A 26,255-nucleotide genomic window follows, 5' to 3' on the forward strand; every position below is an offset into this window, starting at 1 on the left:
GCTTCGCGCTTTGTAGGAGCCGATTTATCGGCGATTGGCCACTGGGACTTCAACGCTCCGTTGGCTTTTCGCCGCTGAAGCGGCTCCCACATGTCCCTTATCGCCGATGAATCGGCTCCTGCAGAGAGCCTGTTGCTTTACGAGTGCTCGCTTTCCTTCGGCGGCTTGCCGCGGCCTTCGATGTGACCACCGAAGCCCATGCGCATGGCCGAGAGGAGGCGTTCGGCGTAAGTGTGGTCCTGGCGCGAACGGAAGCGGGCGAACAGTGCGGAGGTGAGCACCTCGGCCGGGACCGCTTCTTCGATCGCGGCATTGACCGTCCAGCGGCCTTCGCCGGAGTCGTCGACGTAGCCGGAGTAGTTGTCCAGCTCCGGGCCCTTGGCCAGCGCGCTGGCGGTCAGGTCGAGCAGCCAGGAGGACACCACGCTGCCGCGACGCCAGACTTCGGCGATGTCGGCCATGTCCAGGCTGTAGCGCTCGCGCTCCGGGATCTGCTTGCCGTCACGGTTCTTCAGGATGTCGAAGCCTTCCGCGAAGGCCTGCATCATGCCGTACTCGATGCCGTTGTGGATCATCTTGACGAAATGCCCAGCGCCTGCCGGACCCGCATGCATGTAGCCATTTTCGACGCGCGGATCGCGACCGTCGCGGCTTTCGGTGCGCGGGATGTCGCCGGCGCCGGGAGCGAGGGTCTTGAAGATGGGATCGAGGTAGTCGACGGTGGCCTTGTCGCCGCCGATCATCATGCAGTAGCCGCGATCCAGGCCCCACACGCCGCCGGAGGTGCCGACGTCCACGTAATGCTGGCCCTTGGCAGCGAGCTCTTCGGCGCGGCGGGCATCGTCCTTGTAGAAGGTGTTGCCACCGTCGATGACGATATCGTCCTTGCCGAGCAGGCCACTGAGGGTGGCGATGGTGTTCTCGGTGATTTCACCGGAGGGGAGCATCACCCAGATGATCTTCGGCGAGGGCAGGGCCTTGACCATGGCCTCGAGGGACTCGACGGCTTCACCACCGTCCTTGGCCAGCGTGGCACGCGCGTCGGCGTTGTTGTCGTAAACCACGGTCTGGTGACCGTCCCTCATAAGGCGGCGGGCGATGTTGCCGCCCATGCGGCCCAGTCCGATCAAACCGATTTTCATGCGTGGGGTCCTCGATGAGTTCAACGTGGGGAATATGCGGATACCAGGGCGCGATGCAAGGTATACCTAGGGATGAGGCGCTCGAACAGGCGCCCTAAGGAGGATTCAACGCCCATGGTAAACCGCATGTGCACCCCGCGTCTTGTGTTGACCTGACTTTCGGCACGGTAGAGGCGGCCTTCGTTTGCCGGTTACGCTGAGGGGTCGTCCCCAAGGTGCTACCGATGAAAAACGTTGCCCGCCTGTCGATCGCCAGCCTTGCCCTCGCGGGATCGCTGGGTGCCTCGGCCGCGACTTTCGACCCGCGCGAGACCTTCGCGCCCTTCACCTACCCCCAGCAGGCTACGGCGTATCGCTCGGGCAGTGGCATGCCAGGCCCGCTGTTCTGGCAGAACCGTGCCGACTACGAGCTCGCGGCCACGCTGGATCCGGTGAAGAACACCATGGTAGGCAAGGCGACCATCCACTACACCAACAACAGCCCGGATGCGCTCGACGTGCTCTGGCTGCAGATGGACCAGAACCGTTACACGCCCGACGCGCGGGGCAACTTCACCTCGGGCCGCACGCCTAAGCAGCACACCGACGGCTATCGCGTCGCCACGGTCACCCTTGAGCAGGGTGGCAAGACCGTCAAGGCCAGTTATGTCGTCGCCGACACGCGCATGCAGGTGCGCCTGCCCGAACCCGTCGCGGCGCGCGGCGGCAAGGTCTCGTTGACGATCGAATATTCTTACGACCTGCCCGGCGACTTCGGCGGACGTACCGGCTTCGCGCCCTCGAAGAACGGCAACATCTACGAGATGGCGCAGTGGTATCCGCGCATGTGCGTCTATGACGACCTGCGTGGATGGGATACCGCGCCCTTCCTCAACAGCGAGTTCTATCTCGAATACGGCGATTTCGATTACGCGATCACCGTACCGGCGAACATGATCGTCGCCGGCTCGGGTGAACTGGTGAACCCGGACGACGTGCTCACCGCGACGCAGCGTGAGCGCCTGGCCAAGGCCCGCGAGAGCGATGCTACGGTGATGATCCGCACGCCCGCCGAGGTGACCGATCCCGCCAGTCGGCCCAGCAAGACGGGTACGCTGACCTGGAAGTTCCGCATGAAGAACAGCCGCGACGTCGCCTTCGGTGCGTCCACGGCCTATGTCTGGGATGCCGCGCGGATCAACCTGCCCGAGGGTAAGAAGGCACTGGCGATGTCCGTCTACCCGGTGGAGAGCGTGGGCAACGACTCCTGGGGCCGTTCGACGGAATACCTGAAGGCGTCGGTCGAGCATTTCTCGACCAAGTGGTACCCGTATCCCTATCCGGTCGCGGTCAACGAGGCTGGCTCCGCCGCCAGTGGCATGGAGTACCCCGGTATCGTCTTCGATCCGATGAAGGCGCCGGCGAAGCCCCTGCACATGGTCACCGCGCACGAGATCGGCCACACCTGGTTCCCGATGATCGTCGGCACCGACGAGCGCCGCAACGCGTGGATGGATGAGGGCTTCAACACCTTCATCGACGTCTATGAGGCGGATGCCTTCCATCATGGCGAGTTCGCGCCCAAGCGCGACAGCGAGTACTCGCCCAAGGGCGGTAATCCGGTCGACGAGATCCTTCCGTTGCTCGCCGACCCCGATGCGCCGAACCTGCTGATCGGCGCGGACATGGTCAAGGAGAAGTACCGTCATCCCGCGACGTACTTCAAGGCGGCGCTCGGCCTGGTGTTGTTGCGTGAGCAGATCATTGGTCCCGAGCGCTTCGATCCCGCCTTCCGCAAGTACATCGCCACATGGGCGTACCGTCATCCCTCGCCATCCGACTTCTTCCGTCTGATGGAAAGCGAGGCGGGCGAGGATCTCTCGTGGTTCTGGCGGGGCTGGTACGCCAACAACTGGCAGCTGGACATGGCCATCACGAAGGTCGAGGGTGCTGTCGTGACCATCGAGAACCGTGACCAGCTGGTGATGCCGGCAACGCTGCGCGTGACCTTCGATGACAAGAGCACGCTCGATATCCGCGTGCCGGTGGAAACCTGGCAGCAGCACAAGAGCTTCGATCTGACCGTGCCCGGTGCGCGCAAGATCGTCGCGGCCACCATCGACCCGGACCACGTCATTCCCGATCGCGATCGTTCGAACAACAGCTGGCCTGCAGCGGCTGCACCGGCTGCCGGTAAGGCCCACTGATGCCTGTCTCGCCACGCACCGCCGCGATTTCGAATGTTTACGCGATCGTCGTCGCGGCGGTCGCGTGGTCGGGCCTGATGTTGCAGTACTGGTTGATCCTGTGGTCCGGGCCGATCGGTTACGCCACGGTCCGGTATTTCAGTTTCTTCACTATCTTGTCCAATCTGCTCGTCGCGGTGGTGGCGACGTCGGTGGTGACAGGGGGCGACTGGGCGCCGCTGCGCTTCTGGCGACAGCCCCGTGTCCGCGGCCTCGCGGCGCTGTGCATCGCGGTGACCTGCCTGATCTACACGACGATCCTCGCCGGTCATTGGCATCCGCAAGGCCCGCAGCTGATCGCCGATCGCGTCGTTCATTACCTCGTGCCGTTCCTGTACCTGTTCTGGTGGGTGGCGCTTCTGCCGCACGGCACGCTGGTCTGGCGTGACGCGCTACGCTGGTTGTCTTTTCCGCTGGTGTTTCTGCTCTGGACGCTGTTGCGCGGCGCTGTCGTGCATGAGTACCCGTATCCGTTCGTGGATGCGGGGCAGCTGGGCTATGCCGTCGTCGCGCTCAATGCGTTGATGGTTGGCGCGGTGTTCATCGTGCTCGGCCTGGGGCTGGTTGCCATCGATCGCGCGATGGGCCGTTACGGCCGCACCTAGCATTCTTCTTGCATTGCCTTGACCCTCGATTCACGAGGGCACTGCCATAACCGACCTGCTGCCAATGCATGGGGTCAGTCATGAGCAAAGCGCCGTTCGACGCATCTGCGTTGCACGATAAGTTCGACCGGTTCGACCACGCCCGTCTTCCCGAGCGTGTCGTCAATGCACGTGGTGCCGGCGCCCACGGCTATTTCCAAGCGTATGAATCGATGGCATCGCTGACGCGGGCCGACTTTCTTCGCGAACAGGGTCGGCGTACGCCTGTCTTCGTCCGTTTCTCCACCGTGTCCGGCTTTCGTGGATCGAGTGACCTCGCGCGCGACGTGCGCGGCTTCGCCGTGAGGTTCTATACGGAGGAGGGGAACTACGATCTCGTCGGCAACAACATGCCTGTCTTCTTCATCCAGGACGCGATGACGTTTCCCGACCTGATCCAGGCCGCGAAGCCCGACGTGAACAACGAGATGCCCCAGGCCGCTACCGCCCGGGACGCGTACTGGGAATTCATTTCGCGCATGCCCGAGTCGATGCACATGATCATGTGGGCGATGTCGGATCGCGCGATTCCCCGAAGCTACCGCATGATGGAAGGCTTTGGCGTTCATACGTTCCACCTGGTCAACGCCGCGGGCGAACGTCGTTTCGTCAAGTTTCACTGGAAGCCCGTGCTCGGTCTGCACGCCGTGACCTGGGATGAGGCGATAAAGATCTCGGGCAATGACCCGGATTTTCATCGGCGTGATCTTTTCGATGCGATCGAAGCGGGGGACTTTCCCGAGTGGGAGTTCGGCGTGCAGGTGGTGGACGAGAAGGACCGGCATGCCTTCGACTTCGATCTGCTCGATCCCACCAAGCTGATTCCCGAGGAAGTGGTGCCCGTTCGGCGCATCGGCAAGCTGGTGCTGGACAGGAACCCGCAGAATTATTTCGCCGAGACCGAACAGGTGGCCTTCCACCCGGGTCGCGTCGTGCCGGGTATCGACCTGTCCGATGATCCCCTCCTGCAAGGCCGTGTCGAGGCGTATGCTCGGGCCCAGACGTTGCGCCTGGGCAGGGACGATGGACATCGCCTGCCGATAAATCGCGACAGGAACCCGCCATCCGAGCATCGACGTCCTCGCAGCGACGGCCACGGTGCGTACAGCGAAACGTTTCTCGACCACTTCACCCAGGCGCGCATGTTCCTGCATAGCCAGTCCGAGGCCGAGTACAACCATATCTGTCATGCGCTCGAGTTCGAACTGGGGAAGGTGGCTGCGCCCGCGGTGCGGGAGCGCATGTTGTTCATGCTCGCCCAGGTGGACGAGGACATGGCGGCCAGCGTCGGCAGGGGGCTTGGCATGCCGGTGCCGCGTAAGGGCACCGCGCCGCCCCATCGGCGCATCCCCGCTCGCGATGTACCTGTCTCGCCGGCACTCAGCATGGTCAGCGACCGCAAGCACGGCATCGCGACGCGCAAGGTCGCGGTGCTTCTCGCGGACGGGTATGACCGTACGGACCTGGCCTTGTTGCGTGAGGCTCTCGTCGCCGGGGGCGCGTGGGTGAAAATCGTCGCGCCGCAACTGGGCGCGATCCTCTCGCATCACGATACCGTGGAAGCCGATTTCAGCTTCCGGACAGGCGATTCCGTGCTGTTCGACGCCATCTACATACCGGGTGGCCGAAAAAGCGTGGATGCCCTCAAGCGCCATGTGGAAGTCGACGACTTCATTCGGGACAGCTGGCGCCATTGCAAGGCCATCGCGGCCAGTGGTGCCGGCGTGGAACTGCTCGCGGCCTTGCCGGGCGGGATGTCCGTCGCGGCCAAATGGCGGACCGTGCATGGCGTGGTGGCCACGACCGGCAAGGCCAGCGAGGCCATGGCTGCCGGCTTTGTGCAGGCGATCGCCAGCGGTCGCCACTGGATCCGCGAAACCCTGGCTTGAGCACCAACGGGGCGGGACGCATACCGGTGACACCCAACCGGGCTAGAATGAGCCTATGATATTTCGCTGGTTCGAATCCCTTATCGACATCTTCCGCGAAGCGCCGGACAAGGCGCCGCCGAAGAGTGTCGTTCGCTTCTACATCTACTACCTGCGTCAGGTATGGAAGGTGTTTGTCGCTGCGCTGGTCGTCGGCCTGGCGGTGGCCCTGATCGAAGTCGCCCTGTTCGACTTCCTGGGTCGCGCGGTCGACATGGCGCAGAAGACCCCGGCGGCCGTGTTCTTCCAGACCCACGGCACGACGCTGCTCTGGATGGCTTTCGTCATCGTGGTGCTACGGCCCCTGTCCATCGGCCTGCACGACCTGCTGGTGAACCAGACGCTCAACCCCGGCATGACCAACATGGTGCGCTGGCAGCACCATCGTTACGTACTGAAGCAGAGCCTGGCGTTCTTCCAGAACGACTTTGCCGGCCGCATCGCCAATCGCATCATGCAGACGGCGCCGTCCCTGCGCGAGTCCGCCGTGCAAGTGGTCGATGCGCTCTGGTACGTCTCCGTCTACGCCGGTACCTCGATCTACCTGTTCGCCAAGGCGGACCTGCTGCTGGCCCTGCCGCTGGTGCTGTGGATCGCGGGCTATATCGGCATGCTGTTTTTCTTCGTGCCACGGGTGAAGGAACGTTCCTGGAAGGCTTCGGAAGCGCGGTCCAAGCTGATGGGACGCATCGTCGACGGCTACAGCAATGTCATGACCCTGAAGCTGTTCGCGCATACCAACCGCGAGGAAGCCTATGCGCGCGAGGCCATGCTCGAGCAGACCGACAAGGTGCGCTCGTCCAATCGCATGATCACCTCGATGGACGTCTCGATCACCTCGCTCAACGGCCTGCTGATCGCGGGTACGAGCGGGTTGGCCCTGTGGCTGTGGTCGCGAGGCACGGTCTCGACCGGGCAGGTCGCGCTCGCCGTCGGACTGGTCATCCGTGTCAGCAACATGTCCGGCTGGATCATGTGGGTCGTGAACGGCATCTTCGATAACGTCGGCACCGTGCAGGACGGCATCACCACGCTGGCGCAGGAGCGTACCGTGGTCGATCGCGACGACGCCAAGCCGCTCGTGGTGACCCGGGGTGAAGTGCGTTTCGACGATATCCACTTCCATTACGGGAAGGCGGGTGGCGTCATCGGCGGGCTCGACCTCATCGTCCGGGCCGGCGAAAAGATCGGGCTGGTCGGCCCTTCGGGTGCCGGCAAGTCCACACTGATGAACGTGATGCTGCGCCTGTACGACCTGGAAGAGGGACATATCCTCATCGACGGTCAGGACATCGCGAAGGTGACCCAGGAATCGCTGCGCTCGAACATCGGCGTGGTCACCCAGGACACCTCGCTGCTGCATCGTTCGATTCGCGACAACCTGCTGTACGGGCGTCCCGATGCGACCGATGCGGAGATGTTCGAAGCCGTGCGCAAGGCGCGCGCCGAAGAGTTCGTGCCCCTGCTCTCCGATGGCGAGGGCCGCACCGGTTACGACGCCCATGCCGGCGAGCGCGGCGTCAAGTTGTCCGGTGGCCAGCGCCAGCGCATCGCGATCGCGCGGGTGCTGCTGAAGGACGCACCGATCCTTGTCCTCGACGAGGCCACCTCGGCGCTGGATTCGGAAGCCGAAGCGGCCATCCAGGAAAGTCTCGAGACCCTCATGCAGGGCAAGACGGTGATCGCCATCGCCCACCGTCTTTCCACCATCGCGCGGATGGATCGTCTCGTGGTCATGGAGCACGGTGCCATTGTCGAGACCGGCACGCACGCGGAGCTGATCGCCCGCGGTGGTCTGTATGCGCGCCTGTGGGCCCACCAGACCGGCGGCTTCGTCGGCGTTGCCTGATGCGTTGCCTAAATGCGAGGCTCCAGCGTCTCACGCTCTGCCCAGGCGATAAACGCCAGGGCTGCCGCGGTCGGCGGTCGATGGGCTGAATGCACCAGGTAATAGGCGTAGCGCGTCGGAAGCTCCGGCCCCGGCAAGCGCACCAGTCGCCCATCGGCGAGATGGGCCGACGCCAGTCGCGTGCGCGCCAGCACGGCACCCAGGCCTGACGCCGCGGCGTTGAGGCCATCGGCCGAATCGCTGAGCGTATGCATCGTGCCGCTGCGCGGGTAGCGCACGCCGGCCGCCTTGAACCACTCGCGCCAGCCCTCCGGTGCGATGTCGGTCAGCAAGGGCAGGGTGGCGACGTCCTCGGGTGACGCAATGCTTGCCGCCAGTTCCGGCGAGGCCAGCGGTTGCAGCGAATCGTCCATCAGGAAACGCGCGGTCAGGCCGGGCCACTGGCCCAGGCCGTAGCGGATGCCCAGGTCGGGCCCGCCTTCGTCGAAACGGACGAGGGAGCGATCGGTGTCGATGGAAAGGCGCACGGTGGGATGGGCCTCGACGAAGCGCCGCAACCGGGGAGTCAGCCAGTTCGCCGCCAACGAGGGCAAGACGCTCAGGCGCAGGCCGTTATCCCGTCGGTGTTGGCGCAGGCTGTCGAGCACGGCTTCGACCTCGGCGAGCGCCGAACCGGCCGCATCGGCGAGCAGGCGACCTTCCGGGGTCAGCGCCACACCACGGGCATGCCGCTGGAACAGGCTCACGCCCAGGGCGGTCTCCAGCTTGCGCACGTGATGGCTCACCGCACTGGCGGTGAGGTGTAACTCCTCGGCCGCATGAGCGAAATTCTGGTGTCGGGCGGCAGAGGCGAAGGCCGCGAGGGCAGGGAGGAGGGCAGATCGCATGGCAAGGGCTGAATCAAATGAGAGGCTGGCTTGCAAAGAATGCGCTTGTCCGGCGCGCCGTTCCAGCGAAAATAGGGGTCAGCCACAAGCGAGGTTCATATGTCGACCGCCATCAACCCTCCCGCGGATTCCCTGGGCCCGGTCGCCGAACGCGATTGGCGCACGCCGGTCGAGCTGGTGTCCCTGGGTGCCATCTGGGGAGGCTCGTTCCTCTTCATGCGCGTCGCCGCGAAGGACTTCGGTCCGTTCCCCATGGTCGCCACGCGCCTGCTGTTCGGCTCGGTGATCCTGCTGCCCTTGCTGTGGCGGGCCCGCAAGGCGATCCGCCTCTCGCACCTGTGGAAGATGCTCGTCCTGGGTGCCCTGAGTGCGGCGCTGCCGTTCACCCTGTTCGCCTGGGGCGCCGAGCGCGCACCGGCCGGTATCGGTGCCATCGCCAACAGCATGACGGTGCTGTTCGCGGCACTCGTCGCCTTCATCGGCTTCGGTGAGAAGATCGGCACGCGCAAGGCTATCGCCCTCGTTGCCGGTTTCGTCGGTGTGGTGATTCTCGCCAGTGGGCGCACCGCCGGTGAAAACGTCGCCCCCGCCGCACTCGCCGGTGCCGCAGCGTCGTTCTGTTATGGCCTCGCCGCCAACCTGATCAAACGCTATCTCTCCGACCTGCCGCCTACCGCGGTGGCGGCTGGATGTCTGCTCGGTGCCACGATCCTCATGGCGCCGCTGGCCGCGCTGACCTGGCCGGATGCGCCGATTCCGACGAAATCGTGGATCGCCGTCGTCGCCCTCGGTGTGTTGTCGACGGGCCTGGCTTACGCCTTCTACTTCCGGCTGATCCAGCGCATCGGCGCGCCGCGTGCGGCGACGTCGACCTACCTGGTGCCGTTGTTCGGCGTGGCCTGGGCCTGGATGTTCCTCGGTGAAGCGCTCACCCCGACGATGGCGCTGGCCGGCGCGATCATCCTGGGCAGTGTGCTCTTCAGCCAGAAGAGCAAGGCCTGAAAGGGTCTTTCGCGGATCGTCGCGGCGTGGAATAGTCCCGGCACGTTCTCTCCTGCCGGGACTCTCCATGCCGCGTCTTCGTTATCTCCTCGCCTTCGGCGTCACCAGCTTCGCCTTCGCACTCGCCGCGCATGCCCAGGACGCGGCGCCTGTGTCTGTTCCCGCCGGCACGGTGGCCCGACCGATGGACCTGGCCGACTTCGACGCGTATGTCGACGCCACGCGCAAGCAGTTCGACGTTCCCGGCATCGCCGTGGCCATCGTCAAAGACGGCAAGATCGTCCTCGAAATGGGTTCCGGCGTGCGCAAGCTCGGCGATCCGGCCAAGGTGGACGCGCACACGCAGTTCGCCATCGCATCGAACACCAAGGCGTTCACCGCCGCCTCGTTGTCGATCCTCGCCGACGAGAAGAAGCTCGACATGAACGATCGCGTGATCGATCGGCTGCCCTGGTTCCAGATGTCCGATCCCTATGTCACGCGCGAGATGCGCGTCCGCGATCTGCTCGCGCATCGCAGCGGTCTCAGCCTCGGTGCAGGCGACCTGCTGTACTGGCCTGCGACGACGTATACGACGCAGGAAGTGGTGCAGCGTCTTCGCTACGTACCGCTGACCAACAGCTTCCGCGCCGAGTACAACTACGACAACATCCTGTTCGCCGTGGCGGGCCTGGTGATCGAGCAGGTCTCGGGCAAGCCCTGGGCCGACTTCATCACCCAGCGCATCTTCACCCCGCTGGGCATGACCGAATCGCAGACGCACGCACCCGAGCACATCGGTGCGGGCGACGATATCGCCGTGGGCCACGCCAAGTTCAACTTCAAAGAGCTCAAGCCGGTCGAGCCGATGTCGTGGAACAACAACCAGGCCGCTGGCGGGATCTACTCGAGCGTGCATGACCTCTCCAAGTGGATGACGATGCAGCTCGACGGTGGCGTCTACAAGGACAGCGCCGGCAAGGAGCAACGTCTCTTCAGCGAGGCTCGCCAGAAGGAGATGTGGTCCTTGCTGACGCCGATCCGCATCGCCGATCCCAGCGTGCCCGAGCTCAAGGCGGCCAAGCCGAATTTCTCCGGCTACGGCGAAGGCTGGTTCGTCTCCGACTATCGCGGCCACAAGCTCGTGTGGCACACCGGTGGCTGGCCGGGCATGGTCTCGCGCGTCACCCTCGTGCCCGACCTGAAGCTCGGCATCGTGGTGCTGACCAACCAGGAGTCCGGTGCCGCCTTCCAGGCCGTGACGATGCGCGCCCTCGATGCGTACACGGATGCGCCGAAGACGGACTGGATCGCCGCGTACGCGGCGGGCGTGCGTAAGTCGGAAGGCAATGCCGACGACAGCATGAAGAAGCACGAGGCAGCGCGTGCAAAGGGTTCAAAGCCGTCGTTGCCGTTGGATGGCTACGTGGGTACGTATCGCGATCCCTGGTACGGCGATGTCAAGGTGAGCAAGCAGGGTGGCAAGCTGGTGATGAGCTTCACCAAGACGGCCCAGCTCACCGGCACCCTGGAGCCCTGGCAGCACGACACCTTCATCGCCCACTGGACCGATCGCTCGCTCAACGGCGATGCCTTCGTGAACTTCGATCTCGATCCGGATGGCAAGGTGCGCGAAGTGCGCATGGAGCCGGTGTCGCCGCTGACCGACTTCAGCTTTGATTTTCAGGATCTGCGGTTGGCGCCTGTTGAGGCTGGCAAGTAAGGCATCGCTCGTCTGGACGAAAAGCATCGCCGATGAATCGGCTCCTACCAAGCAGGTTGCGCCAGCTCGGTAGGAGCCGATTCATCGGCGAACGGGTGCTCGCCGCGCGGCATCAGCTACGCAGCCACCCGTCAGCTCGACGGATCATCCGTCGACGCCTTGGGCGCCGCATCCGCCGTCGGCCCGACCACGTCCGACATGTTCCCGCCGCCACGCAACACCAGATCCTGCGGCCGCAGCAACGGAATGTCCGACTTGCGCAGCCGCGCAATAATGTCGAACAGCAGATCGCTCTTCACGTTACCCACGTCGCGCGGCCCACCCACGTAACAGGTCACGGCGAATGTCATCGCCGCACGGTCGACGTTGTCCAGCGTCACCGACGGTGCCGGTGTCTCCAGCACCTGCTTATGCGCATGCATCGCCTCGAGCATGTGCTCGCGCGCTTCCATCGGATCGGTATCCAGCGGCATCGGCAACTTGATCAGCACGCGACCCTGCGGGTTGGCCATCGTCATGTTGCGCACCGGCTTGGTGATGAACGACGAGTTCGGCACGATGATGGTCGAGCGGTCGGATACCTGGATTTCCGTGGCGCGCACGTTGATCCGGCGGATGTCGCCTTCGGCATCGTCGAGAACCACCCAGTCGCCCACCTTCACCGGACGCTCCGCCAGCAGGATCAGGCCGGAGATGAAATTCGACACGATCGCCTGCAGACCGAAACCAATACCGACCGAGAGAGCCGAGGCGACCCAGGCGACGTTCTGTACCGAGAGGCCCATTGCCAGCAGGGCGATCGCGACGACGATCACCACGCCGACATAGCCCAGCAAGGTCGTCAGCGAGCTCCGCATGCCCGGGTCGAGGTTGGTCCGCGGCAGGTACTGCTCGGACAGCCAGTTCTTGATCACGCGCACGGCGAGCAGGCCGAGGAAGAACAAGCCGATCGCCGTGAGGATCTGGTCCGGCTTGAACTCGAAGTTGTAGATCTTCAGCGTCTGCAGCTTCGTGCCCAGCGTCAGGATGTCCGACGCGTCGGCGCCGAACCCGGAGATCACCGCCACCAGGCCGAACATGAAGAGTGCCAGTCGCACGATGCCCGACAGCAGCACGCCCGCCTGGTCGAGTAGTCGCGGGTGCGTGCCGAAGATGGCCTGCGCACGCGCACTCATCGGGCCCTTTTCGGAGAGCAGCGTCTCGAACAGGTCGTCGACCAGGCGCATCGCGAGATAGGTCGCCGAGAGCACGATGACGGTCCACACCACCTGGCCGGCCATGAACGAGGCGAAGGCCACGAAGCCGGTGAGCAGGCCGATCCAGGAGGCGACGATGGCGATCCACGCGGCCGCGATGAACAGGCTGGCCCAGATCGGGCGGGGCGCGGGCGGGTCGCCGTCTTCGTCGACGACATGATGCGAACGGCTCAGGCGTACCAGCCCGACCGCGGTGAGCGTCGTAAGCACCAGCGCCTGCAGGCTGCTGGTCATCACCGTGGCGGCGAGGCTGGTGCCGATCGTGCGATTGAGTTCCTTGAGGAAATAAAACAGCACCACGGCCAGCGAGAAGAGCATCGGGAACCGACGCAGGCTGAGCGCCGTCTCGTCCGAGATGGCGGGCAGTCGCCACGACGGCCGCTTCGCCGAGATCAGGGCGCGACCGAGACCGGCGATGAAGGCGCCGAAGAAGATGATGCGGACGAGGGCCTTGGCCATCGCATCCGTGTCATCGCTGAAGGTCTCGTTCCAGTTCAGGCCCAGGTAGAGCAACTGGGTGCCGAGGCCGGTGGTCAGCGCCGAGGTCAGGGTGATGCCGAGGATCAGCGCGGAGCGACGCAGGCGGCCCGGCGGCATGCGGTTCGCCGTCAGGTGGCGGGCGCGTTGCTCGAGATAGAAGCGCACGCCCGTCATGAGCAGCACGCCGAACAAGGCGCAGACGATAAGGGCGATACGGTTGCCGTCGGTCCAGCTCCTGGCCAGGTCGGTCTTCACGCCGGTCGTGAAGTCGCTCAGGTTAGCCGAGTCACGCGGGAACGCCTTGGCCGGTTCCGACCAGAACGGGCGCGAAAACGGCGACGCCGTGCGCCGGGAGAGGAATTGCTGGAAGCGGATGCGGCGCAGGTCGGCGAGCTGACTGGTGGTTTGCTGCGCTTCGAGCGTGATGCCGTCCGCTTGTTTGATCTGTGCGTCGACGGCGTCGAAGGCCTTCTGGGCATCCTTGCGCGTGGCCGCGAGCTCCGGCGCTTCCTTGGTGCCGGTCGCCGGGGCAGGGCCCAACTGGTCGAGGCGGGCCTTGGCGGCATCACGGTTGGGCGACAGCGCACTGGAGACTTTCTGGGCCTTGCCGACGACATCGCCGGCCTGGCCACGCAGGTCGTCGATCACCTTGTCGGTGATGTTGTCGTCCTTCATCCCCTTTTCGATCTGGTCGAGCTGGGAGCGGAGATCACCGATCTGCTTGCCCGGGTCGTCGTCCTGCGCTTGCGCGAAGGCGGCGACCGAGACGGTCAAAAGGAGGGCGGTAAAGAATATTCTCAGGGTTCGCATGCAGGGATCATCGAAGGCAGGACGGGGCAGGTCAATTCCGAGGGTTATGCGATACCCTCGGTGAACGTGGTGTTCCGGTGGCTTTATGCGGCGTTGCAGCTTTTGCCGCCGGGGGAGCCGCCGCTATCCTGCCGCCCCTTGGCCCCGCCCGGAAGCAAACCATGCGCAAGAAGCTCGTCGCCGGTAACTGGAAGATGCACGGATCGCGCAAGATGGCCGATGGCCTGGTCCGCGAAATCGTCGAGGGCCTGGAAGACGGCGTCGACGTGCTGGTCATCCCGCCCATGGTCTACCTGGCCGATCTCGTCCACAAATACGGTGATCGTGGCCTCGGCTTCGGTGCCCAGACGATTTCCGAGCACCCGGAACAGGGCGCCTTCACCGGCGAGATATCCGGCTCGATGGTTCGGGATGTCGGCGCCAAGTGGACCCTGGTGGGCCACTCCGAGCGGCGCCAGTACTACCACGAGACCGACGCGCTGCTATCGAGGAAGTTCCGGACGGCATGCGATGCCGGCCTGACACCTATCTATTGCGTGGGTGAGACGCAGGAAGAGCACGAGGCGGGTAAGGCCGAGGAAGTCATCGGCCGTCAGCTGGGCGCGGTGATCGATGTCTATGGCGTAGAAGCATTCCGTACCGGCGTGATCGCCTATGAGCCTGTCTGGGCCATTGGGACGGGCCTCACGGCCACCCCGGACAAGGTCCAAAAAATTCATGCGTTCATCCGTAGCCAAGTGGCAAAAAAGGATGTTAATATCTCGCTCCTGACCCGGGTGCTTTACGGTGGCAGCGTCAAGCCGGCCAATGCGGCCGACCTTTTCGCCCAGCCTGATGTAGACGGGGGATTGATCGGCGGAGCCGCTCTCGTAGCCTCCGACTTCCTGGAAATTTGCGCCGCGGCGCGTCGATAACGCGACACGGCAAACAGAAGATATGTTCATCCTCTTCAGCGTTCTTTACATCCTGGTCGCGGCAGCGATGATCGTGCTGATTCTCATGCAGCGCGGCGCTGGTGCGGATGCAGGTTCGGGTTTCGGTGGCGGCGCGTCCGCTACCGTGTTTGGTGCACGTGGTTCGTCGAGCTTCATGACGCGCGCCACGGCAGTCCTGGCAGCACTGTTCTTCGTGCTTAGCCTGGGCATGGGTATCTACCTCGGTCGCTCGGGCACGCCCCAGCCGGCCGCGGATCTTGGCGTGATGTCCGGTGCTACCGTGCCGGCCGCTCCCGTCAACAACGCTCCGGTCAAGCCGGTCGCGTCGGACGTGCCGCAGGCACCCGCCGTTACCGCCCCGGCAGCGAACACCGATGTACCGGCTGCGAAGCAGGAGGCCAACCAGGCTCCCGCGGAACCGGCCAAGAAGTAATCAGCGACACCGCAACACGCTGTAAAAGTTATGCCCAGGTGGCGGAATTGGTAGACGCACTACCTTGAGGTGGTAGCGGTTTAGGCTGTGGGGGTTCGAGTCCCCCCTTGGGCACCAACAAAGATCCGGAGACCTCACCGGATCGCAAAGAAACCCGCGATAGCGGGTTTTTTTGTGGGCGTTTGTCGGTGGTTTCGACCTTCCGACCAGAACGCCCGAACGGCACTCACCCGCGACGGACCAAAGGCGGCGGGTAATACGTCCCATCGATGACGCCGCCGCGAGGTCCGTAGAAGCGGAACGTCAGCGACCAGGGCTTGCCACCTCCCGTGGGTAGCCAGTTGGTCTGGGGCGCATCGACGGGGCGTACGGCGGCGAAGTAGAGCGTTAGCGAGCCGTCATTCGCCTTTACCAGCCCCGATTCCTTGTTCAGCAGGTAGCGCTTCAGGGCATTGGGAAGCACGCGCCGGTGTGCGCGATCCACGGCAATGACCGACCAGAAGTAGGTTGCGTAGGTCTCGGGCAGGTCGTTCGCCGGGAACGTCAGCGTGTAGCTGCCGTCCGCGACGAGGGGAGCGCCGGTGCTGTCGATCGCGCCCCGGTAATACAGCACTTCCTCGAACACGTTGGCCCAGATGCCGCCGTAATTCACCGTCGTGCGGGTGAGCCAGTCGCTGCCCCAGTGGCCGCAGCAGGCGGGCCTCGCCCAGCCCTGTCTGATCGTGCCGCGGCCGATGATCGCCGCAGCGGCAGCGAACTGCTTGAGCGCCATGTTCCGGATGATGCCGTCGACGCGATCGCGCTCAGCGGGATCGACGATCGCCGCGACGATCGTGCGTACCGCGTGTTGCATGTCCTCGAGCGGACTGAGATCCGGTTCTTCCAGGGCAAGCAGGGCCGAATCGAAAGCCTCTACGCCGGGTAGCGCCTCCGTGTCGAACATCAACGTCCGCGGAAGAGGTGGCTCCGCCGGTGACCCTTGCATCTCGAAGGAGAATCGATGCTGGAGTGCGATCGCTTCATCCCAGTTCGCGCCCAGCTCCACTCGCAAGAGAACGCGTGTAACGCGTGCCGGGAGGTCGACGCGTTGCGCGTCCGGAGGCACGATGGCATGCGAACTCTGCAGGCAGACCGCGAACCGGCCGTTCGTGACATCCGGATACAGGCGCTCGTTGATGTTGGCGACCGTCTCGCCCCAGCCGTTGAGGAACTCAACGACGTAGTAACGGTGTTCGATCCTGGGTATGTCGATCAGCAGATAGCTATCTTCGTCGAGAGCCACCCAGGCTTCCGAGTAGGCGACATCCAGGTTCGGGTTGGGCCAGTCGACCTGCCCGGGTTTGCGATGCAGCAGCGTGTTCCATTGCATGCCTTCGCGGTCGAAGTCGATCTGCTGTTGACGGGTGATGAGAAGACGTCCGAGCAGGTAGATATAGGCATCCGCGATTGCCTGCTCGGAAAGCTTGATCGAGGGCTCTTGCTGGTCGCTCATGGCGTGCCCCGCAAATGTCGAGGGCCATACTGTCGCCTGGACACAGCCACGAATCGAGCGTGGTTTTCCGGTCGAATCGCTACGTAAATTTGCGTAGGGCCGATTCGTCGTACTCCCTGGATCACCGCGTCCCGGAGTAATAGTTCACCGACGCATCGATTTCTTCCGGCGTCATGTTGCGCGCGATATTGCGCATCTGGGCACTCGTGTCGTTGCGCCGTGTGCCGTGGGCGAACGCTTCCAGCTGCGTCTTCAGGTAGTCGCGTGGCTGTGGATCCAGCCATGGCACGCCCAGCTTGCTGTCGAGCCGGCCGTGGCAGGAGCCACACGGTGGGATGTTGCGCATGGGTGCGCCGGTCGCAACGATGTCCGGCGCGGCTTGAAGGTCCTGGGCACCGGGTGTCTGCCGGCGGGGCAGGGAGGCGTAGTACGCGGAGAGGTCACGCAGGTCCTGGTCGCTGAGCTTGATGACGAGCGGCGTCATCACGGCGCTCGGCCTTGCGCCGCTCTGGAAATCGCGCAGTTCCTTGTAGATCGACGATGCGTACTGGCCGGCGAGGTTCGGCGTCTGCGACGAGCTCACGCCGCGCAAGCCGTGGCACATGGTGCAGCGTAGTGCGAGCGTAGCGCCCCGTCCGACGCCGCCGCCTGACGCGGGCTCATCGAGCGTGGTTGGCGTCAGGACGACCTCGGAGACCTTCGTCGGGGGTGTGACAGGCGCACTGGTCGGACTCAACCACGACCTCGGTGCGCCGGCGGCACTGCAGATCGAATTCCACAGCCCCTTGAACAAGGCATCCTCCTGCGCCGAGGGTAGCCACACGAAGCCCACGAATAGCGAAAACACCAGCAGCAGGAAAGTGCCGCCCACACTGCCGACGAACCAGCGGTTGCGTAATAGCGGGCCACTCATGGCTTGCCTCCCACGAAGACCGGCGGAACACTCGCCTCAGGCATCCGCATGAGCTGAACGATCGGGTAGCCGTAGTTGGTGATCGTCAGGGCGATCATCAGCGCGACCCACAGCCCCAGCCCATTCAAGGCCCACGGTAGCGTGATCGGCTCATGCACGGCCCGGCTGAAGGTGAAGGTCTCCGGTTCCACGCGGGTGGCCCAGTGATTGCGCACGAGCACCGCGATGAAGATCAATGCCGATACCACGAGCAAGGCGCCCCCGATGACGGACATGACGACCGAGACGCCCTCGGCGAACATGCCGGGTGCGGTGTAGTCATAGAACGCCATGCGTCGTGGCATGCCGAGCAGGCCCGCGTAGTGCCAGGGAAAGGTCAGCACGATCATGCCGATGAACCACAGCCACAGCTGTGTGCGGACGAGGCGGGCGTCCTGGATGACGCGCCCGGTGAGGTGCGGCCAGAGGTCGTAAGCGATCGCGAAATACATGATCACGATCGCGCCACCGAAAATCAGGTGGAAATGCCCGGTTACCCACTGCGTATTGTGGATGGTCGAGTCCAGCTGATAGCTCATGTTGATCAGGCCGCCGGCACCGCCGAACCCGAGCATGACGAAGGACAGCGCCAGGGCGAGCATCTGCGGGTTTTTCCACGGCAAGGCCTTGACCCAGCCGAAGGGTCCGGTGCCGCCGCGTAACCGGGCCGCGATCTCGACCGAAGCACAGATGGTGAACACCGTCAGCAGGGTCGGCACCGCGACCATGGCGGTGAAGATGGAATGGACGACCTTGAAACCCGAGCCGACTTCCGGATCCGCAAACAGGTGATGGATGCCGATCGGCATGGCGAAGACCAGGAACAGCGCGAACGAGATGCGCGCCATCGAATCGCTGTAAAGCCGACCGCCGATCGCGCGCGGCACGATGGTGTAGAAGGCGATGTACGCCGGCATCAGCCAGAAGTAAACGATGGCATGGAGGGTCCATGAAAAAAGGACACGCGACAGCCCGGCGTTGATGGTGGTGGCATAACCCAAGGCCACGGGAATGATCTGGAAGAGCAACTCCAGCGCGGCGCCGACCGCGGTCCACGCCCAGAGATAAGCGCCCGCGACATTCGCGAACATAGCCAGGGGAACCGGTGCACCAGGATGCGCGCGCTTCCACACGTACAGGTTCACGCCCATGAGGGCGACCCACACCCAGGAGCCGACCACCACCAGCACGACGCCAAGGTAATAGAACACGTTGCCGATCATCGGCGGATAGAAGGTGTACAACACCGAATCCAGCCCGAGCGCCACGGGAACGACAGCGGCGATCGAGCCGACGATGATCATGTAGTAGCCGGTCCAGGCCCAGCGCCGGCCGATCAGTGGCTGGCCGAGGGATGCTTCGGAAATGAAGTAGCCGAAGCCCATGGCGACCAGGGTGGGAAACACATAGCCCATGACCGTGCCATGCGCCGTGACCGAGCGGTAATACATATCCGCGTTGCGCAGCCAGCCGCTGAGCGGACTACGGATGAACATCTGCCATTCGCCCAGGAGCACGGCGACGCCGAACAGCGCGAACGCCAGCCAGAAGTGAGCAAGCACGAGGCGCTTGTTAGAGATCACAGCTGGCTCTCCTTGCGGGGCCGACCAGTTTGGCGAAGGCATCCGGCTCGACGACCTTGACGTTGGCCCACATGCCCTCGTGCCCGGTTCCGCAAAACTCGTGGCAGGGCATCAGGTGATCGCCTGGCTTGTCGAAGGTCGTCTTGAACGTCGAGATGAAACCCGGCGAGACCATCGAGTTGATATTGGTCCCCGTAATGATCATCCCGTGGATCACATCGGCGCTCGTGACACGGAAGGTCACGGGTGTTTTCGCCGGGACGACGATGCATTGCGGCGTGAACGAGTACTGCTGGCCGACGATCCGCACGGTGACCGAGCCATCGGCTTCGGCCGCGCTACCCAAGTTGCTCTCGACGAATTCGCCCGCGACATGCAGGGTGGTCGGATCGATGGTTTCCACGCGCGATGGCGGCATCGTCGCCCAGTGCAGGCCGGTGAAGATGACCATCGCCACCAGCAACGCGACGATGCCGACCATGACGATCGCCCAGCGCGTTTCGACGCGCCTGGCGACATCTTCGCCACCGGGCGGGTCTGCGGGAACCGATGCAACCATGATGACGCCTCTAGTTAATGTTGCCGCGTGGAAGGAAAGCGAAGAAGTAAAAGAGGAACCACATCAGGAAGACGAGGGCGACGGCGACGCCGGCGACCATCAGGGCGCCACGCGGACCGGATCGCACGATCTCGTCGACGCGCTTGTCCTCTTCGCTGGGATGTTCGTGGTCGATGTCGGTCATGAAAGCGATGTCCTCGTTAATCCAGCGGCGCGGACCGAAGCGCGTTGACGTCGGCGTCCGTCACCGCCGTGCCTCGGTTGTTCCAGGCGGTGCGGATATACGTCACGACGGCGGCGACTTCTTCATCCGACAGGCCTTGCGCGAACGGTGGCATGCCGTAGGGCCGCGGGTTGCGTATCGTGCCGGGCGGATAGCCGCCGTTGAGGACCATGCGGATCGGATTGACCGAAGAGGTCATCTGGATCGACTGGTTGCCTGCCAGCGGCGGGAAGTCCACGCCCCGGCCTTCACCCTGCGAGCCGTGGCAGACAGCGCACTGCGCCGTGTAGATCTTCTTGCCCAGCGGGAACAGGCGGAGCTTGTCCTGCACCTGCGCCTTCGTGGGTTCGGCCGTTTCGCCGGTGGACGGCAAGGCCTTGAGGTAGACCGACATCGCGCGGATGTCCGCATCGGAAAGGTATTGGAGGCTGTTGTGCACGACCTCGGCCATCGGTCCATAGACCGCGCCGCGCGTGGACACGCCTGCCTGCAGAAGGTCGGAAATATCGCCGATGCTCCACTCGCCAAGCCCCGCTTCCTTGTTCGAGGTCAGCGAAGGTGCGTACCAGTCCTGCATGGGAATGAGGCCGCCCTGGTAGGCCGCCGAGGCGGAGCTGCCGCCCAGGGCATTGATGGCGGTATGGCACATCGAACAATGGCCAGGGCCTTCCACGAGGTAGCCACCGCGATTCCACTCGCTGGACTTCGAGGGATCGGGTTTGTATTCGCCCTCCTTGAAGTAGAGCGTGCGCCAGCCGAGTAGCAGGTTGCGGTTGTTGTACGGGAAGCGAAGGTCTTGCGCGTTGTTCGGCCGGTGCACCGGCGGCACGGTCTTCAGGTAGGCGAAGATGGCATCGACATCCGCCCGCGTCATCTTCGTGTACGCGGCAAATGGCATGGCCGGGTAAAGCAGCGCACCCGATCGTCCACGACCGGTATGCATCATCGTGTAGAACTCGTCCGCGGTCCACGCGCCGATGCCGGTGACGCGATCGGGCGAAACGTTCGGCGAATACAGGGTGCCGAACGGCGTGACCATGGGGCGGCCACCGCCGAACGGTTTGTCCCCCGGATTGCTGTGACAAGCAATGCAATCCGAGGCGCGTGCGAGGTACTCACCGCGCGCGACGACCGAGGCGTCCTGACCGGACGCGGCATGTGCCAGGAAGAGAAGACCGGCGGCGATCCAGCGATACGTTCTCATCGGGCGTCACTACTTTGGCAGGTGAGTGCCAGCTTCAGCGAGCCCTCGGTTGCCGGCGCGGGATTGAGTGGCGAGGGAAGCGACGAGAGATAGGCGGCCGCCGCGGAGATGTCCGCATCGTTCAGCAGGATGGTGATCTTCTGCATGCAGTTGGGCTTTGCGGTGACGCGCGCGCCATAGCGCGACGCGCCAAGCTGGGCGCTGATGTATTTGGCATGCAACCCGAGCAGCCCCGGGATATCAGGCGAGACCCCGGTGAGCGATGCGCCGTGGCAGGCTACGCAGGAGGGAATGTGCCGGGCCGGATCGCCTTCGAGGGTCAACTTTTTGCCGAGGGCCATGACCTCGGGTCCGACATCGGGCCGGGGCAGTGAAGGGAAGGGCGTCTGTTGTGCGGCGAAATACTGTGCCATCTCCTGCAGATAGGCGTCCGGCAGATACTCGAGCAGGTAGGTCATGGGCGCGTACTTGCGCTGCCCGTCCCGAAACGCGATCAGTTGGTTGTAGAGATAGCGAGCGGGCTTGCCGGCGAGCCTCGGGTAATAGTCGTCACCGCTGCCTTGGCCTCGCTCGCCGTGGCACGTGGTACAGGCCATCACCCGCGTGGCTATGGAGTCCGGCGCCGTCACGCTGCTGCGTGCTTGTGTCTGCGTCTGCGTCTGCGCGCGCAGGTTACCGGTAACCAGGAAAAGCAAAAGGCACGCCGCTACGCCGACCATACGACGGCCGGTTCCGTATTGATCGATCCTGTGACGATCGCGATTCATCGGTTCGAAGCCCCTGCCTGTCGACACTCTTTCCTGCGCGGACTTTATGCGCCGCCCGTGGTCGCGAGATTGGAAAGCCGTGAATGATTTTGTACCGGCAAGTCGTGGTCGGGAACCGTTGAACTACTTAGGCATCGCCAGCCTATTGCTTCATCGACACCAGGGTCATGTCGCGGTTAGCGGGCACGTTGTGGATCACGGTGGTCATGGTTTTGCCGTCGGCCGACAGGGTGGACGTCGCGATCGAGGTCGTCTTGCCCGCCAGCATGGCGGTCTCTTCAAGCGCGCTGCCGACCATCTTGACGGCGATGGTGTCCGTGCCGGGGTCACCCTTGTACGGAACCGGCTTGCCGTCGAGCCTGGCCGTGTACGACTCGCCGTTCGGGTCGTTCATGCTGATGGTGTCACCGTCGACTTTATACGTGACGGTCGTCACACCCTCGGACGCACTCTGGTAACCGCCAACCACCCAGGAGCCAGCCGCCGCATGCGAGCCGGCAGCACCGGCGGCGACGCGATTGAGCGTGCCCTTGACCGTCGTGGTTCCGGACTCGCGGGTGCTGACCGATTCAAAGGTCGCCGTCTTGCCATCGGCTGCCACCTTCGTGGTGCGTGTGTTGACCACGGCGCCGTTCTTCTTCGCCGTTTCAACGATGGTGTGGTCATTGACGATCTTCACCGCATCCGTGTCGAAGCGAGCATGGCCGGTGACAGCATGATCGGCACCGTCGGCCCTGATCGTGATAGGGGGTGTGCAGTTGCACGAATATTCGCCACCCTTGAGCGTTACGACGGTCGGCTTCGTGGACGATTGCACCTTGCTGATATCGACTTTCCAGGTGCCGCCGAACGCGCTTTGCGCCGTGGCCTGGAGCGGAAGCAGGAGTGCCAGAAGCACGCCACCGAGAAGCAACCTTTTCATAGCCCGTCTCCGAGTCCGATCCTGGTCAGGCTACTCTCCGCAAACGTTTGACGCCTGATGACCTTACTTAGGCTGGAAGACTTAGGCCATCCGATATAGTGGCCAGATCAAGGGAGAGTTGTTCAATGACGTCGCTCGAGGAAACGGGGATAAATGTGCTCGCGGTTGACGAGCCCACGGCGGAGGATCGGGCGGCCGTTGCAGCGCCTCTGCTTGCTTATAACCAGAAGGAGGGCCCTCGAGCATTGGCCGAGCCGCTGGTCCTTCTGCTGAAGGGCGACGATGGACAAACGATCGGCGGTCTTTGGGGAAAGACCGTCTACGATTGGATGGTCGTCGAGCTATTGGTCGTCCCGGAGACGATGCGCGGCAAGGGGGCGGGTGCCGCGTTAATGAAGCAGGCGGAACACATCGCACGCGGCCGTGGCTGTCTCGGCGCGTGGTTGGATACGTTCGCCTTCCAGGCACGGGGCTTCTATGAAGGGCTGGGTTACACCGTGTTCGGCGAGCTCGTCGATCATCCGAGAGAGAGCGCCCGCTATTTCTTAAGCAAACGCTTCTAGATACCGGTCGGCCTGTTCCGAATCTGACGGAATTGATCGTTTTCCCTCAAGCTCACCCCCCATTTGCCGATATCCTGTACGAGGCCATCCATCGCCCCGATGCGTGGCCGCACCGCAGGCCCCTCAGGTAATCCCATGCTCGTCAGCAGCTATAGCGGCGTCCTCGTCGCTTTCTCCCTCGTGGTTGCCATCCTCGCCTCCTATACGGCGCTGAACATGGCCGGCCGGGTGTCGAGTACACGCGGAACGGCCTCGGCGCTCTGGCTGGTGGGCGGATCCTTCGCCATGGGTATCGGCATCTGGTCGATGCATTTCATCGGGATGCTGGCCTTCAGCCTGCCCATTTCGATCGGTTACGACCTCGACCTGACCCTGCTTTCGCTGGTTTTTGCGATCGGTTCTTCGGCCTTCGCCCTTTGGGTGGTATGCCACGAGCAGCTGCCAAGGCGGCGGCTTGTCGTCGGTGCGCTCATGATGGGCGCCGGCATCGCCGCGATGCATTACACCGGCATGGCAGCGATGCGGATGATGCCTGGGGTGGTTTACGAACCACTCCTCTTCGCCCTGTCGGTCGTCATAGCAGTGCTGGCCTCGGGTGCCGCGCTGTGGATTGCCTTCCGCTTGCGCAAGGATGCCGAGCACGTGGTGCGCGCCCGCCTGGGTGCGTCGCTGGTGATGGGCTGCGCGATCGTCGGTATGCACTACACCGGCATGGCCGCCGCGAATTTTCCGGTCGGCAGCTTCTGTGGCGCCGCCAACACCGGCATCGACGCCAAGTGGCTGGCCCTCGTGGTGATCGTCGTCAGCCTCGCCGTGTTCGCGATCGCGCTGATCGTGTCGATGCTCGACGTCCGCGCCAACGTGCTGACCACGTCGCTGGACCGGGCCAATAGCGAGCTCGTGCAGCTCGCCTTGCATGACAACCTCACGCGTCTGCCGAATCGGGTGCTGCTCGGCGATCGCCTGGACCAGGCGATCCACAAGGCGACGCGGGAAGGGCGTCAGTTTGCCGTGCTCTTCATGGACCTGGACGGCTTCAAGGCGGTGAACGACGTCTACGGCCACCATGTCGGCGACCTGCTGCTGAAGGAGGTTTCCCGTCGGGTCCTGACCACCAAGCGTGGCGAGGACACGGTGGCCCGCCTGGGCGGCGACGAGTTCGTCATGGCGGTGGACGTTTCGCGACCGGAGGATGCGGCCGTGCTGGCGCAACGACTGGTCGACGTACTCGGGGCGGCCTACCTGATCGACGAGCACAGTGTGCATGTGTCGGCCAGCGTCGGCATCGCGGTGTTTCCGGAGAACGGCCGGACCACGCACGACCTGATGATCAATGCGGACGCGGCGATGTATCACGCGAAGGAGCAGGGCCGTAACGGCTATTGCTTCTTCGAAAGCGCGATGAACGCCAACGTACACCAGCAGCTCCAGCTGCAGCACGACCTGCGTCGGGCGCTCGACCAGCGCGAGTTCCTGCTCTATTACCAGCCGAAGCTCGTTTCGCCGGATGGTCCGGTTACCGGCGTCGAGGCCTTGCTTCGCTGGCAAAAGCCCGGGGTGGGTCTGGTGCCTCCGGACGAGTTCCTCGGTGTCGCCGAGCGTACGGGCCTGATCATTCCCATCGGCAACTGGGTGCTCGACGAGGCGTGCCGGCAGATGCGTGTGTGGCAGGACGAAGGGCATGCGGCCTGGACGGTCGCGGTGAACCTGTCGACGGTGCAGCTCACGCATACCGGCCTGGTCGATGTGCTCCGCTCGACACTCGCACGCCACTCACTCGATCCGGCCTGCCTGGTCCTGGAGATCACCGAGTCCACGGCGATGCGCGATGCGGAGGCCAGCCTTGCCATCCTCAACGAGGTGGCCGCCCTCGGCGTGGGTATTTCCATCGACGACTTCGGCACGGGGTATTCCAGTCTTCTTTACCTCAAGCAGCTCCCCGCCGATGAACTGAAGATCGACCGCGGTTTCGTTACCGAACTGACCCGGGGCAACGACGATGAAGCCATCGTCTCGGCCATCATCGCGCTGGGCAAGACGCTGGGCCTGAACATCGTCGCCGAAGGCGTCGAGACCAGCGAGCAGCAGGAATTACTGACACGATTGGGCTGCGATGTGCTCCAGGGCTTCCTGTTGGGCAGTCCGGTCCCCGGCGACCAGCTGGCCCGGACCCTGCCGACGGCGGCGTAGCTTCGGCGGCCGCGCTGTCTTACGATGCCTCCACCCATCGCCGATCGGCGTGCTCGAGGATTTCGTATGGATGTCACGCAGACGCGGCTCAACCAGCTTTTCACCTTTTCGATGGATTTTGCGAAGGAGATGCTGGAGGAGAACGGCGACTTCTACCCGTTCGGCGCGACGGTGTCCGAAGAGGGCAGGCTGGCGGCCGATCCGGGACACGATGGCAGCGACGAGCCGGAAGCCCACGATGTCTATCGTGTGATCTTCGATCGCTTCGCGACGGGACGCCCCTCCGAAGCACTGGCGGCGGCGCTGGTCGCCAACGTAACCATTCCCGACGAGTTCGACGCACCCGCGAAGGACGGCGTGCGCGTGCATATCGAGTCGAAGGGCTACGCGCGTTTCATCTACGTACCTTACGAAATCATCTCGGAAGATGCGCGCGAAGTGCGGCTGCACGATCCGTTCGCCGTGGAGATCTCGCCGAGCTTCTTCACCGCGTAAAAGGTCGGGAAG

At 64.0% G+C, this 26,255-nt stretch carries 22 protein-coding genes and 1 tRNA gene; 12 read left to right on the plus strand and 11 right to left on the minus strand.

Annotated features, from left to right (window positions below):
- Positions 1–137 precede the first annotated feature (137 nt).
- Positions 138–1,142, minus strand: coding sequence for a phosphogluconate dehydrogenase (NAD(+)-dependent, decarboxylating) (gnd, locus tag BJI69_RS15840; protein ID WP_046966728.1), 1,005 nt, complete (start codon positions 1,140–1,142; stop codon positions 138–140).
- A gap of 224 nt (positions 1,143–1,366) precedes the next feature.
- Here gnd and BJI69_RS15845 point away from each other — a divergent pair, with 224 nt between their 5' ends.
- From BJI69_RS15845 to BJI69_RS15860, 4 genes are all read left to right on the plus strand, one after another.
- Positions 1,367–3,328 (plus strand): M1 family metallopeptidase, encoded by a 1,962-nt coding sequence (locus BJI69_RS15845; RefSeq protein ID WP_052767071.1) that lies wholly within the window; start codon positions 1,367–1,369, stop codon positions 3,326–3,328.
- Entirely contained in the window at positions 3,328–3,972 is a 645-nt protein-coding gene (locus BJI69_RS15850; protein WP_046966729.1) for a Pr6Pr family membrane protein, read from the plus strand. Before BJI69_RS15845 ends, BJI69_RS15850 begins: the two co-directional genes overlap by 1 nt.
- Before the next feature lie 80 nt (positions 3,973–4,052).
- Entirely contained in the window at positions 4,053–5,900 is a 1,848-nt protein-coding gene (locus BJI69_RS15855; RefSeq protein ID WP_052767072.1) for a catalase, read from the plus strand.
- A gap of 55 nt (positions 5,901–5,955) precedes the next feature.
- Positions 5,956–7,788 carry an ABC transporter ATP-binding protein gene (locus BJI69_RS15860; RefSeq protein WP_046966730.1) on the plus strand — a complete coding sequence of 611 codons (1,833 nt, stop codon included), beginning with the start codon at positions 5,956–5,958 and terminating at the stop codon, positions 7,786–7,788.
- 8 nt (positions 7,789–7,796) lie between these two features.
- Here BJI69_RS15860 and BJI69_RS15865 read toward each other — a convergent pair whose 3' ends face one another.
- On the minus strand, positions 7,797–8,675 hold the full coding sequence (locus BJI69_RS15865; RefSeq protein ID WP_046966731.1) for a LysR substrate-binding domain-containing protein: 879 nt from the start codon (positions 8,673–8,675) through the stop codon (positions 7,797–7,799).
- 99 nt (positions 8,676–8,774) lie between these two features.
- Between BJI69_RS15865 and BJI69_RS15870 the strand changes: the two genes are divergently transcribed.
- On the plus strand, positions 8,775–9,677 hold the full coding sequence (locus tag BJI69_RS15870; protein ID WP_125903082.1) for a DMT family transporter: 903 nt from the start codon (positions 8,775–8,777) through the stop codon (positions 9,675–9,677).
- Positions 9,678–9,744: 67 nt separating this feature from the next.
- A complete protein-coding gene (locus tag BJI69_RS15875; protein ID WP_046966732.1) occupies positions 9,745–11,379 on the plus strand; it encodes a serine hydrolase in 1,635 nt (544 codons plus the stop codon).
- A 131-nt stretch (positions 11,380–11,510) separates the two neighbouring features.
- Here the strand turns inward: BJI69_RS15875 and BJI69_RS15880 are convergent, their stop codons facing one another.
- Positions 11,511–13,925 (minus strand): DUF3772 domain-containing protein, encoded by a 2,415-nt coding sequence (locus tag BJI69_RS15880; protein ID WP_046966733.1) that lies wholly within the window; start codon positions 13,923–13,925, stop codon positions 11,511–11,513.
- Positions 13,926–14,086: 161 nt separating this feature from the next.
- Here BJI69_RS15880 and tpiA point away from each other — a divergent pair, with 161 nt between their 5' ends.
- The 3 genes from tpiA to BJI69_RS15895 all read left to right on the plus strand — a co-directional run bounded on the left by tpiA (position 14,087) and on the right by BJI69_RS15895 (position 15,410).
- A complete protein-coding gene (gene tpiA, locus BJI69_RS15885) occupies positions 14,087–14,839 on the plus strand; it encodes a triose-phosphate isomerase (RefSeq protein WP_046966734.1) in 753 nt (250 codons plus the stop codon).
- Positions 14,840–14,861: 22 nt separating this feature from the next.
- Positions 14,862–15,293, plus strand: a complete 432-nt coding sequence (gene secG / locus BJI69_RS15890) for a preprotein translocase subunit SecG (protein ID WP_046966735.1) — start codon at positions 14,862–14,864, stop codon at positions 15,291–15,293.
- A gap of 32 nt (positions 15,294–15,325) precedes the next feature.
- Positions 15,326–15,410, plus strand: a tRNA-Leu gene (locus BJI69_RS15895).
- 109 nt (positions 15,411–15,519) lie between these two features.
- Here BJI69_RS15895 and BJI69_RS15900 read toward each other — a convergent pair.
- The 8 genes from BJI69_RS15900 to BJI69_RS15930 all read right to left on the minus strand — a co-directional run bounded on the left by BJI69_RS15900 (position 15,520) and on the right by BJI69_RS15930 (position 22,995).
- Positions 15,520–16,785, minus strand: a complete 1,266-nt coding sequence (locus BJI69_RS15900) for a DUF1214 domain-containing protein (RefSeq protein WP_078023234.1) — start codon at positions 16,783–16,785, stop codon at positions 15,520–15,522.
- Positions 16,786–16,906: 121 nt separating this feature from the next.
- Entirely contained in the window at positions 16,907–17,698 is a 792-nt protein-coding gene (locus tag BJI69_RS15905; RefSeq protein ID WP_046966737.1) for a c-type cytochrome, read from the minus strand.
- On the minus strand, positions 17,695–19,320 hold the full coding sequence (locus BJI69_RS15910; RefSeq protein WP_046966738.1) for a cbb3-type cytochrome c oxidase subunit I: 1,626 nt from the start codon (positions 19,318–19,320) through the stop codon (positions 17,695–17,697). Before BJI69_RS15910 ends, BJI69_RS15905 begins: the two co-directional genes overlap by 4 nt.
- Positions 19,310–19,879, minus strand: coding sequence for a cupredoxin domain-containing protein (locus tag BJI69_RS15915; RefSeq protein WP_046966739.1), 570 nt, complete (start codon positions 19,877–19,879; stop codon positions 19,310–19,312). Before BJI69_RS15915 ends, BJI69_RS15910 begins: the two co-directional genes overlap by 11 nt.
- A gap of 10 nt (positions 19,880–19,889) precedes the next feature.
- A complete protein-coding gene (locus BJI69_RS22665) occupies positions 19,890–20,063 on the minus strand; it encodes a hypothetical protein (RefSeq protein WP_046966740.1) in 174 nt (57 codons plus the stop codon).
- Between the two features lie 16 nt (positions 20,064–20,079).
- The gene (locus tag BJI69_RS15920; protein ID WP_046966741.1) at positions 20,080–21,306 is read right to left on the minus strand and encodes a c-type cytochrome; all 1,227 of its coding nucleotides are present in this window, start codon (positions 21,304–21,306) and stop codon (positions 20,080–20,082) included.
- Positions 21,303–22,073, minus strand: a complete 771-nt coding sequence (locus tag BJI69_RS15925; RefSeq protein ID WP_211258465.1) for a c-type cytochrome — start codon at positions 22,071–22,073, stop codon at positions 21,303–21,305. Before BJI69_RS15925 ends, BJI69_RS15920 begins: the two co-directional genes overlap by 4 nt.
- A gap of 142 nt (positions 22,074–22,215) precedes the next feature.
- Complete coding sequence (locus BJI69_RS15930) at positions 22,216–22,995, minus strand: hypothetical protein (RefSeq protein WP_046966742.1); 780 nt, start codon at positions 22,993–22,995, stop codon at positions 22,216–22,218.
- A 125-nt stretch (positions 22,996–23,120) separates the two neighbouring features.
- On the opposite strand from BJI69_RS15930, the gene BJI69_RS15935 reads away from it, so the two are divergent.
- The 3 genes from BJI69_RS15935 to BJI69_RS15945 all read left to right on the plus strand — a co-directional run bounded on the left by BJI69_RS15935 (position 23,121) and on the right by BJI69_RS15945 (position 26,243).
- Entirely contained in the window at positions 23,121–23,558 is a 438-nt protein-coding gene (locus BJI69_RS15935) for a GNAT family N-acetyltransferase (RefSeq protein WP_046966743.1), read from the plus strand.
- Positions 23,559–23,693: 135 nt separating this feature from the next.
- Entirely contained in the window at positions 23,694–25,748 is a 2,055-nt protein-coding gene (locus tag BJI69_RS15940) for a putative bifunctional diguanylate cyclase/phosphodiesterase (protein ID WP_046966744.1), read from the plus strand.
- A 66-nt stretch (positions 25,749–25,814) separates the two neighbouring features.
- Positions 25,815–26,243: a hypothetical protein gene (locus tag BJI69_RS15945; RefSeq protein WP_046966745.1), complete on the plus strand. Its 429-nt coding sequence runs from the start codon at positions 25,815–25,817 to the stop codon at positions 26,241–26,243.
- Positions 26,244–26,255 lie beyond the last annotated feature (12 nt).

The sequence above is a fragment of the Luteibacter rhizovicinus DSM 16549 genome (genome assembly GCF_001887595.1).
Taxonomy (GTDB): Bacteria; Pseudomonadota; Gammaproteobacteria; order Xanthomonadales; family Rhodanobacteraceae; genus Luteibacter; species Luteibacter rhizovicinus.